Annotated in this window: 13 protein-coding genes; 11 read left to right on the plus strand and 2 right to left on the minus strand. The window is 54.1% G+C overall.

Annotated elements, in window-relative coordinates:
• Window positions 1–135: 135 nt before the first annotated feature.
• The 6 genes from pspF to sapF all read left to right on the plus strand — a co-directional run bounded on the left by pspF (window position 136) and on the right by sapF (window position 6,496).
• Window positions 136–1,128, plus strand: coding sequence for a phage shock protein operon transcriptional activator (pspF, locus tag ACOTXL_RS02125; protein ID WP_162184626.1), 993 nt, complete (start codon window positions 136–138; stop codon window positions 1,126–1,128).
• Window positions 1,129–1,216: 88 nt separating this feature from the next.
• Window positions 1,217–2,857: an ABC transporter substrate-binding protein SapA gene (sapA, locus tag ACOTXL_RS02130; protein ID WP_045350839.1), complete on the plus strand. Its 1,641-nt coding sequence runs from the start codon at window positions 1,217–1,219 to the stop codon at window positions 2,855–2,857.
• Window positions 2,854–3,819: a putrescine export ABC transporter permease SapB gene (gene sapB / locus ACOTXL_RS02135; protein ID WP_003856845.1), complete on the plus strand. Its 966-nt coding sequence runs from the start codon at window positions 2,854–2,856 to the stop codon at window positions 3,817–3,819. The genes sapA and sapB overlap by 4 nt, the downstream gene beginning before the upstream one ends.
• Complete coding sequence (gene sapC / locus ACOTXL_RS02140) at window positions 3,806–4,696, plus strand: putrescine export ABC transporter permease SapC (protein ID WP_003856843.1); 891 nt, start codon at window positions 3,806–3,808, stop codon at window positions 4,694–4,696. Before sapB ends, sapC begins: the two co-directional genes overlap by 14 nt.
• Window positions 4,696–5,688 carry a putrescine export ABC transporter ATP-binding protein SapD gene (gene sapD, locus ACOTXL_RS02145; RefSeq protein ID WP_003856840.1) on the plus strand — a complete coding sequence of 331 codons (993 nt, stop codon included), beginning with the start codon at window positions 4,696–4,698 and terminating at the stop codon, window positions 5,686–5,688. The genes sapC and sapD overlap by 1 nt, the downstream gene beginning before the upstream one ends.
• Window position 5,689: 1 nt before the next feature.
• Window positions 5,690–6,496, plus strand: a complete 807-nt coding sequence (sapF, locus tag ACOTXL_RS02150) for a putrescine export ABC transporter ATP-binding protein SapF (protein WP_003856838.1) — start codon at window positions 5,690–5,692, stop codon at window positions 6,494–6,496.
• On the opposite strand, the gene ACOTXL_RS02155 is transcribed toward sapF, so the two are convergent.
• Complete coding sequence (locus ACOTXL_RS02155; RefSeq protein WP_003856836.1) at window positions 6,493–7,083, minus strand: TetR/AcrR family transcriptional regulator; 591 nt, start codon at window positions 7,081–7,083, stop codon at window positions 6,493–6,495. The genes sapF and ACOTXL_RS02155 overlap by 4 nt on opposite strands.
• Before the next feature lie 132 nt (window positions 7,084–7,215).
• Between ACOTXL_RS02155 and ACOTXL_RS02160 the strand changes: the two genes are divergently transcribed.
• Together ACOTXL_RS02160 and ACOTXL_RS02165 are read left to right on the plus strand one after the other, a co-directional pair.
• A complete protein-coding gene (locus tag ACOTXL_RS02160; protein WP_032609346.1) occupies window positions 7,216–7,617 on the plus strand; it encodes a RidA family protein in 402 nt (133 codons plus the stop codon).
• A gap of 47 nt (window positions 7,618–7,664) precedes the next feature.
• Window positions 7,665–8,486: a helix-turn-helix transcriptional regulator gene (locus tag ACOTXL_RS02165; protein ID WP_032609347.1), complete on the plus strand. Its 822-nt coding sequence runs from the start codon at window positions 7,665–7,667 to the stop codon at window positions 8,484–8,486.
• A gap of 8 nt (window positions 8,487–8,494) precedes the next feature.
• On the opposite strand, the gene ACOTXL_RS02170 is transcribed toward ACOTXL_RS02165, so the two are convergent.
• Window positions 8,495–9,835, minus strand: coding sequence for a sensor domain-containing diguanylate cyclase (locus tag ACOTXL_RS02170; RefSeq protein ID WP_003856833.1), 1,341 nt, complete (start codon window positions 9,833–9,835; stop codon window positions 8,495–8,497).
• Between the two features lie 393 nt (window positions 9,836–10,228).
• Here ACOTXL_RS02170 and fabI point away from each other — a divergent pair, with 393 nt between their 5' ends.
• The 3 genes from fabI to ACOTXL_RS02185 all read left to right on the plus strand — a co-directional run bounded on the left by fabI (window position 10,229) and on the right by ACOTXL_RS02185 (window position 14,179).
• On the plus strand, window positions 10,229–11,017 hold the full coding sequence (fabI, locus tag ACOTXL_RS02175) for an enoyl-ACP reductase FabI (RefSeq protein ID WP_003856831.1): 789 nt from the start codon (window positions 10,229–10,231) through the stop codon (window positions 11,015–11,017).
• A gap of 152 nt (window positions 11,018–11,169) precedes the next feature.
• Window positions 11,170–12,156, plus strand: a complete 987-nt coding sequence (locus tag ACOTXL_RS02180; protein WP_045346337.1) for a CMD domain-containing protein — start codon at window positions 11,170–11,172, stop codon at window positions 12,154–12,156.
• Window positions 12,157–12,244: 88 nt separating this feature from the next.
• Window positions 12,245–14,179, plus strand: coding sequence for an exoribonuclease II (locus ACOTXL_RS02185; protein WP_022651348.1), 1,935 nt, complete (start codon window positions 12,245–12,247; stop codon window positions 14,177–14,179).
• Window positions 14,180–14,383: the final 204 nt, after the last annotated feature.

Here is a 14,383-nt window from a genome sequence, read left to right on the forward strand (position 1 = left end):
TTCTGTTATCGGGCGATGCCCTGCTCAACAGATAATACAAATCCCATGCCAACTTTTTATCTTATTGATTTTACTCAATGTGATTGATATTTATCCATCCAGCGGCTATTCTCACCTGGTGAATATCACTAAGGAGTGGTTAATTTCATCATGACTGACTATAAGGATAATTTGCTTGGCGAAGCCAACAGCTTCCTGGAAGTGCTTGAACAGGTTTCGCGCCTCGCGCCGCTGAATAAACCGGTGCTGATTATCGGTGAGCGCGGAACGGGTAAAGAACTTATCGCTAACCGCCTGCACTTTCTGTCTGGCCGCTGGGACGGCCCTTTTATTTCCCTTAACTGCGCGGCGTTGAATGAAAATCTGCTCGACACCGAGCTGTTTGGTCATGAAGCTGGCGCCTTTACCGGCGCACAAAAACGCCATCCCGGACGCTTTGAGCGCGCCGATGGCGGAACGCTTTTTCTCGACGAGCTGGCGACCGCGCCGATGCTGGTGCAGGAAAAGCTGCTGCGCGTCATTGAGTATGGCGAACTGGAACGCGTTGGCGGCAGTCAGCCGCTCCAGGTCAACGTTCGCCTGGTGTGCGCCACTAACGCCGATCTGCCCGCAATGGTGGCAGAAGACAAATTCCGCGCCGACCTGCTGGACAGGCTGGCTTTCGATGTCGTTCAGCTGCCGCCGCTGCGGGAGCGTCGCAGCGATATCATGCTGCTAGCCGATCAATTTGCCATTCAGATGTGCCGGGAACTGGGCCTGCCGCTCTTTCCGGGCTTTAGCGAACAGGCCACTGAGACCCTGCTCGGTTACCACTGGCCGGGCAATATTCGTGAACTGAAAAACGTGGTGGAACGGTCCGTTTACCGGCATGGCAGCAGCGAAACCGAACTGGACAACATTATTCTCGATCCGTTTCGTCGCGAGGATAAACAGCCCCCGGTTCCGGCGACGCGCCAGCAGGATCCGGCGTTGCCGCTCGATTTACGCCAGTTCCAGCATCAGCAGGAACAAAACTTGCTCGAGCAGAGCCTGAAAGAGGCGAAATATAATCAGAAACGGGCGGCTGAACTGCTGGGCCTGACCTACCATCAGTTAAGGGCATTGCTCAAAAAACATCAAATGCGCTGACATTATCAGCACTTACCCCCAGACATTTTTACGAAGCAGGCGTAAGTGCGATACACTTTGCAGATCGAATCTAAAAACCTTAAAAACTATGCGCCTGGTTTTATCGTCCCTGTTTGCACTCGGTCTGTTCAGCAATCTGGCCTTTGCTGCGCCCGATCGCGCTGTGCCCCCTGATATCCGAGAGAGTGGTTTCGTCTATTGCGTCAGCGGGCAAGTTGATACCTTTAACCCACAAAAAGCGGGGAGCGGCCTGATTGTTGATACGCTGGCCGCACAGCTCTACGATCGCCTGCTCGACGTCGATCCTTATACCTATCGGCTGGTTCCGGAGCTTGCTGAAAGTTGGGAAGTGCTTGATAACGGCGCCACATACCGCTTTCGTCTACGCGATGATGTCGCCTTTCAGCACACTCCGTGGTTTACGCCAACCCGTAAACTCAACGCGGATGACGTGGTTTTCACCTTCCAGCGCATATTCAACCGCAATCATCCGTGGCATAACGTTAATGGCGGGAACTTCCCCTATTTCGACAGTCTGCAATTCGCGGACTCGGTCAAAAGCGTTCGTAAGCTGGATAACCGCACGGTTGAGTTTCGCCTGACGCGCCCGGACGCCTCCTTCCTCTGGCATCTGGCGACGCACTACGCCTCGGTCATGTCAGCCGAATACGCAGATCAGCTGACGAAAAAGGATCGTCAGGAACGTCTCGATCGTGAGCCAGTGGGCACAGGTCCGTTCCAGTTAGCAGAGTACCGCGCCGGACAATACATTCGCCTGCAACGCCACGATCGTTTCTGGCGCGGCAAACCGCTGATGCCGCAGGTCATTGTCGATCTGGGTTCAGGTGGAACAGGCCGACTCTCCAAACTGCTGACCGGCGAGTGCGACGTGCTTGCCTGGCCTGCGGCCAGCCAGTTGACCATTTTGCGCGACGACCCACGCCTGCGCCTGACACTGCGCCCGGGAATGAACATCGCTTATCTGGCGTTTAACACCGATAAGCCGCCGCTGAATAATCCGGCCGTGCGCCATGCGCTGGCGTTAGTAATCAACAATCAGCGTCTGATGCAGTCGATTTACTACGGGACCGCGGAAACCGCCGCCTCTATTCTTCCGCGCGCCTCCTGGGCCTATGACGGCGAGGCGAAGATTACCGAATATAATCCGGCGAAAGCGCGCGAACAGCTTAAAGCGCTGGGGGCAGAAAACCTGACGCTACAGCTGTGGGTGCCCACCAGCTCTCAGGCGTGGAACCCCAGTCCGCTTAAAACGGCTGAGCTGTTGCAGGCTGATATGGCGCAGGTGGGCGTTAAGGTGATCATCGTGCCTGTCGAAGGCCGTTTCCAGGAGGCGCGTCTGATGGACATGAATCACGACTTAACGCTGGCTGGCTGGTCCACCGACAGTAACGACCCGGACAGCTTCTTCCGTCCTCTGCTGAGCTGTGCGGCAATCAACTCCCAGACCAACTACGCCCACTGGTGTAACCGGGAATTTGATGCCGTGCTGCAAAAAGCGTTGGCGTCTCAACAGCTTGCCTCACGCATTGAGGCCTATGATGAAGCGCAAAATATTCTGGCCAGAGAACTTCCCGTGTTGCCGCTTGCCTCTTCCCTGCGCCTCCAGGCCTACCGTTACGATATTAAAGGGCTGGTACTCAGCCCGTTTGGTAACGCCTCCTTCGCGGGCGTCACCCGTGAGAAAGAACAAGAGGTGAAGAAACCATGATTATATTTACCTTGCGTCGGCTGCTGTTACTGCTGGTCACCCTGTTCTTCCTGACCTTTGTCGGCTTTAGCCTGAGCTACTTTACGCCGCACGCCCCGCTTCAGGGCTCATCCCTCTGGGACGCCTGGCTGTTCTGGTTTAATGGCCTGCTACACTGGGATTTTGGCGTGTCCAGCATTAACGGACAGCTCATCTCCGAGCAGCTGAAAGTGGTTTTCCCGGCCACCATGGAGCTGTGTGTACTCGCCTTTGGCTTTGCCCTCATGGTGGGGATCCCGGTGGGGATGCTGGCGGGCATTTATCGTAATAAGTGGCAGGATAAATTCATCAGCGCGCTTGCCTTAATTGGCTTTTCCATCCCTGTTTTCTGGCTGGCGCTACTGCTTACCCTCTTCTTCTCACTGACGTTAGGCTGGCTGCCGGTATCTGGCCGTTTTGATCTGCTGTATAACGTGCAAACGGTGAGCGGCTTCGCCATCGTTGACGCCTGGCTTTCTGATTCAGTCTGGCGCGACGAAATGATCGTGAGCGCGCTGCGCCACATGGTGCTGCCGGTGCTCACGCTGGCCGTCGCGCCGACGACCGAAGTAATTCGCCTGATGCGTATCAGCACTATCGACGTCTTCGATCAAAACTATGTGAAGGCCGCCGCCACGCGCGGACTGTCTCGCCTGACGATTCTCCGTCGCCATGTGCTGCACAATGCGTTGCCACCCGTAATCCCACGTCTTGGGCTGCAATTTTCAACCATGCTGACGCTGGCGATGATCACCGAGATGGTTTTCAGCTGGCCGGGCCTTGGACGCTGGATGATCAACGCCATTCGCCAGCAGGATTACGCGGCGATCTCTGCCGGCGTGATGGTGATTGGCTCCCTGGTCATTATTGTTAACGTTGTTTCCGATATTTTGGGTGCCATGGCCAACCCATTGAAGCATAAGGAATGGTATGCCTTACGATAACGTCTACAGCGAAAAGCGCACGCCCGGTGCGCTACGTACCGTGTGGCGTAATTTTTACGGCGACACCACGGCGATGATCGGCTTTTACGGCTGCATTGGCCTCGTGTTGCTGTGCGTTTTGGGTTCGTGGTTTGCACCGTATGGCATCGATCAGCAGTTCCTTGGTTATCAGCTTTTACCGCCGTCGTGGTCGCGTTACGGGGAGGTTTCGTTCTTCCTGGGGACTGACGATCTCGGACGTGACGTGCTAAGTCGTTTACTGAGCGGCGCCGCACCTACGGTAGGCGGCGCGTTCGTGGTCACCCTGGCTGCCGCGATCTGCGGCCTGGCGCTGGGCATTTTTGCCGGCTCAACCCACGGGCTGCGGTCGGCCGTGCTTAACCATATTCTTGATACCCTGCTCTCTATTCCTTCACTGCTGCTGGCGATTATCGTCGTGGCCTTCGCGGGGCCGCACCTCACCCATGCGATGTTCGCCGTCTGGCTGGCCATTCTGCCGCGCATGGTGCGTTCGGTTTACAGCCTGGTTCACGACGAGCTGGAAAAAGAGTATGTCGTCGCCGCCCGTCTGGATGGCGCCACCACGTTTAATATTTTGTGGTTTGCCGTGCTGCCTAACATTGCCGCCGGGCTGGTGACGGAGATCACCCGCGCCCTGTCGATGGCGATTCTGGATATCGCAGCGCTGGGCTTCCTGGACCTTGGCGCGCAGCTTCCCTCCCCGGAATGGGGCGCCATGCTCGGCGATGCGCTGGAGCTGATTTACGTTGCGCCGTGGACGGTCATGCTGCCGGGCGCGGCCATCATGGTGAGCGTGCTGCTCGTTAACCTGCTGGGCGACGGGATCCGCCGCGCAATCAATGCGGGGGTGCAATAATGCCGTTACTCGATATCCGCAACCTCACAATAGAAATTAAAACGGGCGAAGGCTGGGTCAAGGCCGTGGATCGCATCAGTATTACGCTCGCAGAGGGCGAAATCCGCGGGCTGGTGGGCGAATCGGGTTCGGGGAAAAGTCTGATCGCCAAGGCCATTTGCGGCGTGGCGAAAGACAACTGGCGGGTGACCGCCGATCGTATGCGCTTCGACGACATCGATCTGTTGCGTCTCTCCCCGCGCGAACGCCGCAAACTGGTGGGCCATAACGTCTCGATGATTTTCCAGGAGCCGCAATCCTGTCTCGATCCGTCCGAGCGCGTCGGGAAACAGCTGATGCAGAACATCCCCGGCTGGACCTATAAAGGCCGCTGGTGGCAGCGTTTCGGCTGGCGTAAACGTCGTGCCATTGAGCTGTTGCACCGTGTCGGGATCAAAGACCATAAAGACGCGATGCGCAGTTTCCCCTACGAACTGACCGACGGTGAATGCCAGAAAGTGATGATTGCCATCGCCCTGGCGAATCAGCCGCGTCTGCTGATTGCGGACGAACCAACGAACGCGATGGAGCCAACCACCCAGGCCCAGATTTTCCGCCTGCTCACGCGTCTGAACCAGAATAACAACACCACCATTTTGCTGATCAGTCACGACCTGCAAATGCTGAGCAAGTGGGCGGATAAAATTGATGTAATGTATTGCGGCCAGACGGTAGAAACCGCGCCAAGTGAAGACCTGGTGACGACGCCACATCATCCCTACACGCAGGCGCTGATCAGGGCGATCCCGGACTTTGGCAGCGCGATGCCGCACAAAAGCCGTCTGAATACGCTGCCTGGCGCGATACCGCTGCTGGAATCGCTGCCCATTGGCTGCCGTCTGGGACCACGTTGCCCGTATGCTCAGCGTAAATGCATTGAAACACCGCGCCTGACAGGGCCGAAAAACCATCTGTTTGCCTGTCATTTCCCGCTGAACATGGAGAGAGAGTGAAATGGTCGAAACCTTACTGGAAGTACGTAACCTGAGTAAGACCTTTCGCTATCGCACCGGCCTGTTTCACCGTCAGACCGTCGAGGCGGTTAAACCGCTGAGCTTTACGCTGCGCGAAAAGCAGACGCTGGCGATTATCGGTGAAAACGGCTCGGGCAAATCGACCCTGGCAAAAATGCTCGCGGGCATGGTCGAGCCAAGCGGCGGTGAAATACTGATTGACGATCATCCTCTGGAATTTGGGGACTACTCTTTTCGCAGTCAGCGCATCCGGATGATTTTTCAGGATCCGTCGACGTCCCTGAACCCGCGCCAGCGTATTTCCCAGATCCTGGATTTCCCGCTGCGGTTGAATACCGACCTGGAGCCGGAAGCGCGTCGCAAACGGATTGTCGAAACCCTGCGTCTGGTAGGCCTCCTGCCCGACCATGTCAGCTATTACCCGCACATGCTGGCCCCGGGCCAAAAACAGCGTCTCGGTCTGGCCCGCGCGCTGATCCTGCGCCCGAAAGTTATTATCGCCGACGAAGCGCTGGCGTCGCTGGATATGTCGATGCGTTCGCAGCTCATTAACCTGATGCTGGAGTTACAGGAAAAGCAGGGGATCTCTTATATTTACGTGACTCAGCACCTGGGCATGATGAAACACATCAGCGACCAGGTGCTGGTGATGCACCAGGGAGAAGTGGTCGAGCGCGGCAGTACCGCTGACGTACTGGCCTCCCCGCTCCATGACCTGACAAAACGCCTGATTGCCGGACACTTTGGTGAAGCATTGACGGCGGACGCGTGGCGTAAAGATCGTTAGCCGTTGCGTAACCCGCTTGCCAGCAGAGTAAACACCTCTATGGCATGCGGAAGGGTCTTCTGCGGTTCATCACTCGCGGCAATAAGCAGAGCCGCATTCAGCGCAGCGCCGTTCAGCAGATGGGCTGCGACTCTGGCATCCATCTTTTTGATTACGTTGCACTCCATCATTTTTTCGATGGTCTGACGGGTCGACTCAAGGCAGTTGTTCTGGCTGGGCCATTGCGCCGGGTCGCCCAGAACAGCCGGGCCGTCAAGAAGGACGATACGCTGAACTTCCGGAACGAGCGCCATTTTGATATAGGCGATGCCCTCCGCCAGCAGTCGCTCCCAGTCATCATCGGCGGCGGCGGCAATCGCTTTCGCGTTTGCTGCCATTTCGCTGTCTATCTGCGCGACCACCGCCGCCAGTAATCCCTTCTTGTCGTTGAAATTATGATATAGCGCGCCGCGTGTTAACCCCACGCTTGCCGTGAGTTCATCCATTGACGCTGCGGCATAGCCTTTTTCAGCAAATGCCTTCCGCGCCGCCTGAATCATTTTCTCGCGATTTTCCTGGGCCGTTTCAGCACGACGTTTTGTAGCCATGGGACTTCCTTCATTAAGCGGTAATTATAATTTGACATACGCGGCGTATGTGGATTACATTTTTGACATACATCGCGTATGTTACTTCTACTGCGTAACCACAACAATACCTCTGACAGAAAAGGAAAAGCCATGCATCCACGTGACCCCGTCTTTCCGGCTAATCGACATGCCCTCTATGAAGAGCATGGCTATTCAGCAGCAATCCGCTCTGGCGATCTGTTATTTGTTTCCGGTCAGGTTGGCAGCCGCAGCGATGGCACACCTGAACCCCACTTCCCAGCTCAGGTGCAGCTGGCGTTCGATAATTTACGGGCGACTCTGGCAGCCGCAGGGTGTACTTTTGACGATCTGATTGATGTCACGACATTTCATACCGATCCTGAAAACCAGTTCCCCGCCATCATGGAGGCAAAAAAACTGGCGTTTCCGCACCCCCCCTACCCAAACTGGACAGCAATAGGCGTTAACTGGCTTGCGGGTTTTGATTTCGAAATTAAGGTTATCGCCAGGATCCCTACGCCCGCGAATTAACATCTGGCAGCAAACTGATTTACCGTTAAGCTATCACTGACGCACAAATGAAAGACAGCATCAGCAACTATATTCTCTCCTGGGTAGAAGAAAATAACTTTACTATTTTACACATCGGTGATTTGGTTGCAGATATTGGATACAGCAGAAGAACCATCGAAACATGGTTTAAAGAGAAGTATCGGCTCTCTTTAGGTGAATATATTCTCCGACGGAGGTTAAGCCGTGCCGCCATTATGCTGAGAATGACGTCGATTCCGGTGACGGATATTGCGTATTTATTCCATTACCAGAGCAGTCAGGGATTTTCCAGAGCCTTTAAAAAAATGATGGGGCTGACACCCTCTGAGTACAGATGTGCCAGAGGGTGGAATTTTGACATCTTACAGCCCTCTTTTTTATTAAGCGAACATGAAACGCCTGAGCTCGAGGTCTGCTATCTGGATGAAACGTTTATCTATACGCATGAATTTATCGAACACGATCATCTTTTTGATACCTCAGTGCATGATATTACTAAAAAAATCAAAAAGCTCCTGACAGAAAACCGCCATGATATCGATAAAATTATTCTGATGCCCCGCCGCCCCGAGTTAGGCAAAAGCCGATCGTATCTGGTCGAGGTATTAATATCGTACGCGTTACAAAGCGACACGGTGACAAATAAAAAATCCTGCATTGTGCGTGGGAGATACGCAAGAATGCCCTTTAGCGGTAGCTGGGAAATCTACAGCGCGTTTAACAAGATTGCCTTCGTTAAGGCGATGGTAAATCAACGCCTGACGTTGCGCGACGGTATTTACCTGATGAAAATTAATGGGTACAGCGATGAGTGTGTCGATTTTGATGTTTTCATCCCCATCCTGTAACCTCAGCTTCATTCAGCCTGTCTGGTAACAATTCTGTTTTTACCGTTGTGCTTAGCCTCATACAACGCCTCGTCCACGTCACGCATAATATCATTGCCGTTGACGTTATTCTGAATGGCTGAGCACACGCCGATACTTAATGTGACCTTTACAGGGAGAGCATAATGATAGCCCGGCCCGGTGCGCTGTTGAACGTTCTGGCGAATACGCTCCGCGACGGCCATAGCCTGCTTACCGTCGGTATCCGGCAGCAGCAGACCAAATTCCTCGCCTCCCAGTCGGGCAAAGATGTCGTTATCGCGAATGCTGTCTTTGATAATATCCACGACCGCCAGAATCACGCGATCCCCCACAAGATGCCCCCAGTTATCGTTAATCGACTTAAAGTTGTCGATGTCCAGCATCATAATGCTGGTCCCCTTTTCTGTCCTGAGGGAGCGGACCCGCGGAAGTGCCTCATAAAAATATTTACGGTTGTAGATCTGAGTAAGCGGATCGCGATCAACCCGATCGCCGAAAATTTTCAACAGGTTAAAGACATGGAACATTAAGGTACAAATCACAAATAATTTGCTGAGGACCTCTACTGCCCGGCTGATATACCAGAGCGACAGATTGTAGGTATCAAGCAGTAAGAGGAAAAAATTGTAAACGATGGCGGAAAGGCAAACCACAATAATACTGTTCCAGATCCCGGACGCCAGGCGTGTCACAGAGATCATATAACAAAGTAAAGCCGACCAGAGCAGGATCAGAACGTTTACGTACCTGATATCCCAGACAGGATAATGATGTTCATCTTCGTATGCTGCAATCGTTAATGTCCAGGCCGGATGGTAGCTGCTGAGATAATGGGCCAGCATCGGAAACATAACCAGTGTCATCATTAATGCTAACGTCATGCTGATCTTATTTCGGAATCTGAGCGTGGATCGTATCGTGATTTTTTCCACACGGACCGCCAGCGCCAGTAATACGATAAAGCTCAGCTGCCGAAAAAAATAGAATACCGCCGTATCGTTGGTTTTTGCCGCCTGGGTAAAACCAGCATGCTCCGGAAGCTGAATGACAATGATCGTCTCAATGAAATAAACCAGCCCACTAAGAAATGCCAGGCTCAGGATGAATAAGGAAAAACGCGATCGGTCGGAGGCATACAGCATCTGGATAAAAATAAAGATAATGGTATCCAGAAAGAACAGCGCAATCATGACGATCAAATAGGTGGTCATAGGCACCCTGAAACCAGGATTATCATTCACGCAAAAGGAGTTCACCGCGATCATAAGCGCAAAAAGCGCCGCACCTGACAGCATGATCAGTTTTTCGGCCAACGTTATATTTTTCATCTTCCTTCTTACCGCACACAGATAAAGACGCAAAATGGCATAGCCGTTATCGACCCTCGCGCAATTTTAAAGCGTTTAAAGGGCTAAACGGATCATTTTGCGCAAAAGGCGCTGGACACATCAGCATGAGGGCGGCGTCACGGTGCCCGCTGGTTGGATGAGGCGAACCCCGCGTGCGGTGATATACTGCTGGGATACACACGAAACGGCCTGATGAAGAGTCAGTTCAACCTCTTCCGTGAGCCCATTCACGGCGCAGGAGCGAGAAATATCGTGACACATGGGGCTGTGAGTGGGCTATAATTTCGAGCTAATTTCGAATGATTTTGAAATACTGCCTGTAACGCTATGAATTACAAGGCAAAATAAGCAATGAATATAAGGATTAAAGCTATGGGTTTTCTTTCCGGTAAGCGCATTCTGGTGACTGGCGTTGCCAGCAAACTGTCCATCGCATACGGCATCGCACAGGCAATGCATCGCGAAGGCGCTGAGCTGGCGTTCACCTACCAGAACGACAAGCTGAAAGGCCGTGTTGAAGAATTTGCCGCGCAGCTGGGTTCCAGCATTGTTCTGGAATGTGACGTTGCACAAGACGAAAGCATTGATGGCATGTTTGCTGAACTGGCAAAAGCATGGCCGAAATTCGACGGTTTTGTTCACTCCATCGGCTTCGCTCCTGGCGACCAGCTGGACGGCGACTACGTGAACGCGGTTACCCGTGATGGCTTCAAAATCGCCCACGACATCAGCTCCTACAGCTTCGTTGCAATGGCAAAATCCTGCCGCGCGATGCTGAACCCGGGCGCAGCCCTGCTGACCCTGTCCTACCTCGGCGCAGAACGTGCTATCCCTAACTACAACGTTATGGGTCTGGCGAAAGCGTCTCTGGAAGCCAACGTGCGCTACATGGCGAACGCAATGGGTCCTGAAGGCGTGCGTGTTAACGCTATTTCTGCGGGTCCAATCCGTACCCTGGCCGCTTCCGGTATCAAAGATTTCCGTAAAATGCTGGCACACTGCGAAGCGGTTACCCCGATTCGTCGTACCGTTACCATCGAAGATGTGGGTAACTCTGCGGCATTCCTGTGCTCTGACCTTTCCGCAGGTATCTCCGGCGAAGTGGTTCACGTTGACGGCGGCTTCAACATCGCTGCAATGAACGAGCTGGAAATCAAATAAGCTTGTCACTCTCTTCCCGCCAGGGAAGAGAGTTTCTCCCCGCCCCGCTCCTCGTTATTCCGTTCTGCTATTTGTTATCACCTAACAATATTTTTCCCCTCATCCGCCTTACGCCAGGATATTGATCGCCATTTTGAGATCAAGGAACGCCCATGGAACAACGCCGTTTTTCCGGCAAAGGCCACTGGTATCATGAAACCCAGTCGAATCATTCGCAGACGGACGTTCTGCCGCTGGTGCCCGAAGCCGCTAACGTCGACGACCGTTTTTTGCTCGATTTAGCCCTGCCCGATGACATTCTCGCAAGCTGTGCTGGTTGGCTTGCGCCTGCCCGAACCCTGTGTCATCTTTTGTTCCCGCTTGATACTCCCGTGAGCCGTCTGCATACGCTCAGCGCCTACGACAGGCTGAGCACGGCATTAACGGTTGCCCAGGCGTGTGGTGTTCAGCGGCTCTGTAACCACTACGCTGCCCTGCTCGCCCCTCTTCCGGGGCCGGACTCCTCCCGGGAAAGCAATCGACGCCTTGCAGAAATTACCCAGTATGCCCGCCAGTTAGCCAGCTCACCCGATGTGATCGATGACAAAGCCCAAAACCAGCTTGATGAGGTTGGACTCACAACGTATGACATTGTGCTTATCAACCAGATCATCGGCTTTGTCGGTTTTCAGGCGCGAGTGGTCGCGGTATTTCAGGCATTGCTTGGCCATCCGGTACGCTGGTTGCCCGGGCACCACATTCAGCCCCATACGCTGCCGGTCAGCTTCAGCAGATGGACCGCCACGCTACCCGCGGTAGAGCTAAAATATGCCAGTGCGCTTCAGCTTGAGGCACTCTCACGCTGGCAGGCGGAACCGGCGCTTGAAGCGCTCACCCCTGTGCTGTGTCATGAGCCGATGCTGCTTAATCTGACGGGCGAAATTCTGCTTAACCATCCGCTAAGTGAAGGTCCCGCGTCTTCGATGATCTCAGCCGCTCGTGCGCTGCTCGTCGCCTCTCCGGATCGCTTTAGCGCCGCTCAGTTAACGCCCCTGACCGGGTCGGGTCTCTTGCCAGAGAAGGCCATCAATCTGCTAACCCGAGATGCATTTTATGGCTGGCTGAACCGTCTGCGCGTGGCGCTCGGCAAAGAGGAATAACCATACTCTTTACCTAAAGAGCGCTTGCTGTAGCAGTGAGATTCGCGTAAAACTGTCAGCCGCTCAATGGCTACGAAAATAGAACATTATGTTTCAGGACAACCCGCTGCTAGCGCAGCTTAAACAGCAACTGCATTCCCAGACGCCGCGTGCAGAAGGGGTCGTAAAAGCCACGGAAAAGGGCTTTGGCTTTCTTGAAGTTGACGGGCAGAAGAGCTACTTCATTCCGCCTCCTCAGATGAAGAAAGTGATGCATGGCGACCGCATTTCGGCCGTTATTCATACCGAAAAGGAACGAGAGTCTGCCGAGCCGGAAGCACTGATCGAACCTTTCCTGACCCGCTTTGTCGGGAAAGTGCATAAAAAAGACGATCGTCTTTCCGTCGTGCCGGACCATCCTCTCCTGAAAGATGCTATTCCGTGCCGCGCCGCGCGTGGCGTTGAGCATGATTTTGTTGAGGGTGACTGGGCGGTTGCTGAGATGCGCCGTCATCCTTTAAAAGGCGATCGCGGTTTCTACGCCGAGCTTACCCAATACATTACCTTCGGCGACGACCATTTCGTCCCATGGTGGGTGACGCTGGCGCGCCACAACCTCGAAAAAGAAGCGCCTGATGGCGTGGCGACTGAAATGCAGGACGAAGGTCTGGAACGTCGCGATCTGACGGCGCTGGACTTTGTCACCATTGACAGCGCCAGCACCGAGGATATGGACGATGCGCTGTATGCCGAAGAGACAGCCGATGGCAAACTGCATCTGACCGTCGCCATCGCCGACCCTACCGCATGGATTGTCGAAGGCAGCAAGCTGGACGAGATGGCCAAAGTGCGCTCGTTCACCAACTACCTGCCGGGCTTTAACATTCCGATGTTGCCGCGTGAACTTTCCGACGATCTTTGTTCGCTGCGTGCGCATGAAGTACGTCCGGTGCTGGCATGTCGGATGACCATTGCGGCTGACGGTACCATTGAAGAAGATATTGAATTCTTCGCCGCCACCATCGAATCCAAAGCCAAGCTGGCCTATGACGACGTGTCCGACTGGCTGGAGAACACGGGCAACTGGAAACCCGAGTCGGACAACATTGCCGCACAAATTCGTCTGTTGCACCGCGTCTGCCTGAGCCGCAGCGAATGGCGTCAAACTCACGCGCTGGTCTTCAAAGATCGTCCGGACTACCGTTTTGTGCTGGGTGAAAAAGGTGAAGTGCTGAATATCGTCGCTGAGCCGCGCCGTATTGCCAACCGCATCGTTGAAGAAGCGATGATTTCCGCCAACATTTGTGCTGCACGCGTGCTGCGCGACAAATTAGGCTTTGGCATTTACAACGTGCACACCGGGTTTGATCCGGCGAACACCGAAGCGCTGGCTGCCCTGCTGAAAACCCATGACGTACACGTCGATCCTGAGGAAGTGCTGACCCTGCAAGGTTTCTGCAAACTGCGCCGCGAGCTGGACGCACAGCCGTCAGGGTTCCTCGACAGCCGTATTCGCCGCTTCCAGTCCTTTGCGGAAATCAGCACCGAGCCTGGCCCGCACTTCGGCCTTGGCCTTGAGGCTTACGCGACCTGGACCTCCCCGATCCGTAAGTACGGCGACATGGTTAACCATCGTCTGCTGAAAGCGATCATCAAAGGGGAATCTGTTGCCCGCCCACAGGATGATACGACATTGCAGATGGCAGAACGTCGCCGTCTCAACCGTATGGCGGAGCGTGATGTCGGCGACTGGTTGTACGCGCGCTTCCTGAATGATAAGGCAGGGACTGATACCCGTTTCCCGGCTGAAATCATTGACATCAGCCGCGGCGGTATGCGCGTTCGCCTGGTGGATAATGGCGCCGTTGCCTTTATTCCTGCCCCGTTCCTGCATGCCGTCCGCGACGAACTGGTTTGTAGCCAGGAAAACGGGACCGTGCAAATTAAAGGCGAAACGGTTTACAAGGTCACTGACGTGATTGATGTCACCATCGCTGAAGTGCGCATGGAAACCCGCAGTATTATCGCGCGCCCTGTCGCCTGATAACCGCGTAAACTTCCGGCCGTTCCGTTAAGGGATGGCCGGGAGTTCTCTCCTGAATTATCTCCCGCAAAATCATCGTTTTTTCTCACACTTTTCTGTTTCCCATCGCCACATTTCTCCAGAATTATCTACAGTAAAAGAGAGCCGTCATTGTCGACTGCAAATGAATAATTTGTGCGCTACTCAGCAGCCGCGGGAGAAAAC

The sequence above is a fragment of the Enterobacter cloacae complex sp. IR5402 genome (genome assembly GCF_049238125.1).
Classification (GTDB): Bacteria; Pseudomonadota; Gammaproteobacteria; order Enterobacterales; family Enterobacteriaceae; genus Enterobacter; species Enterobacter hormaechei_C.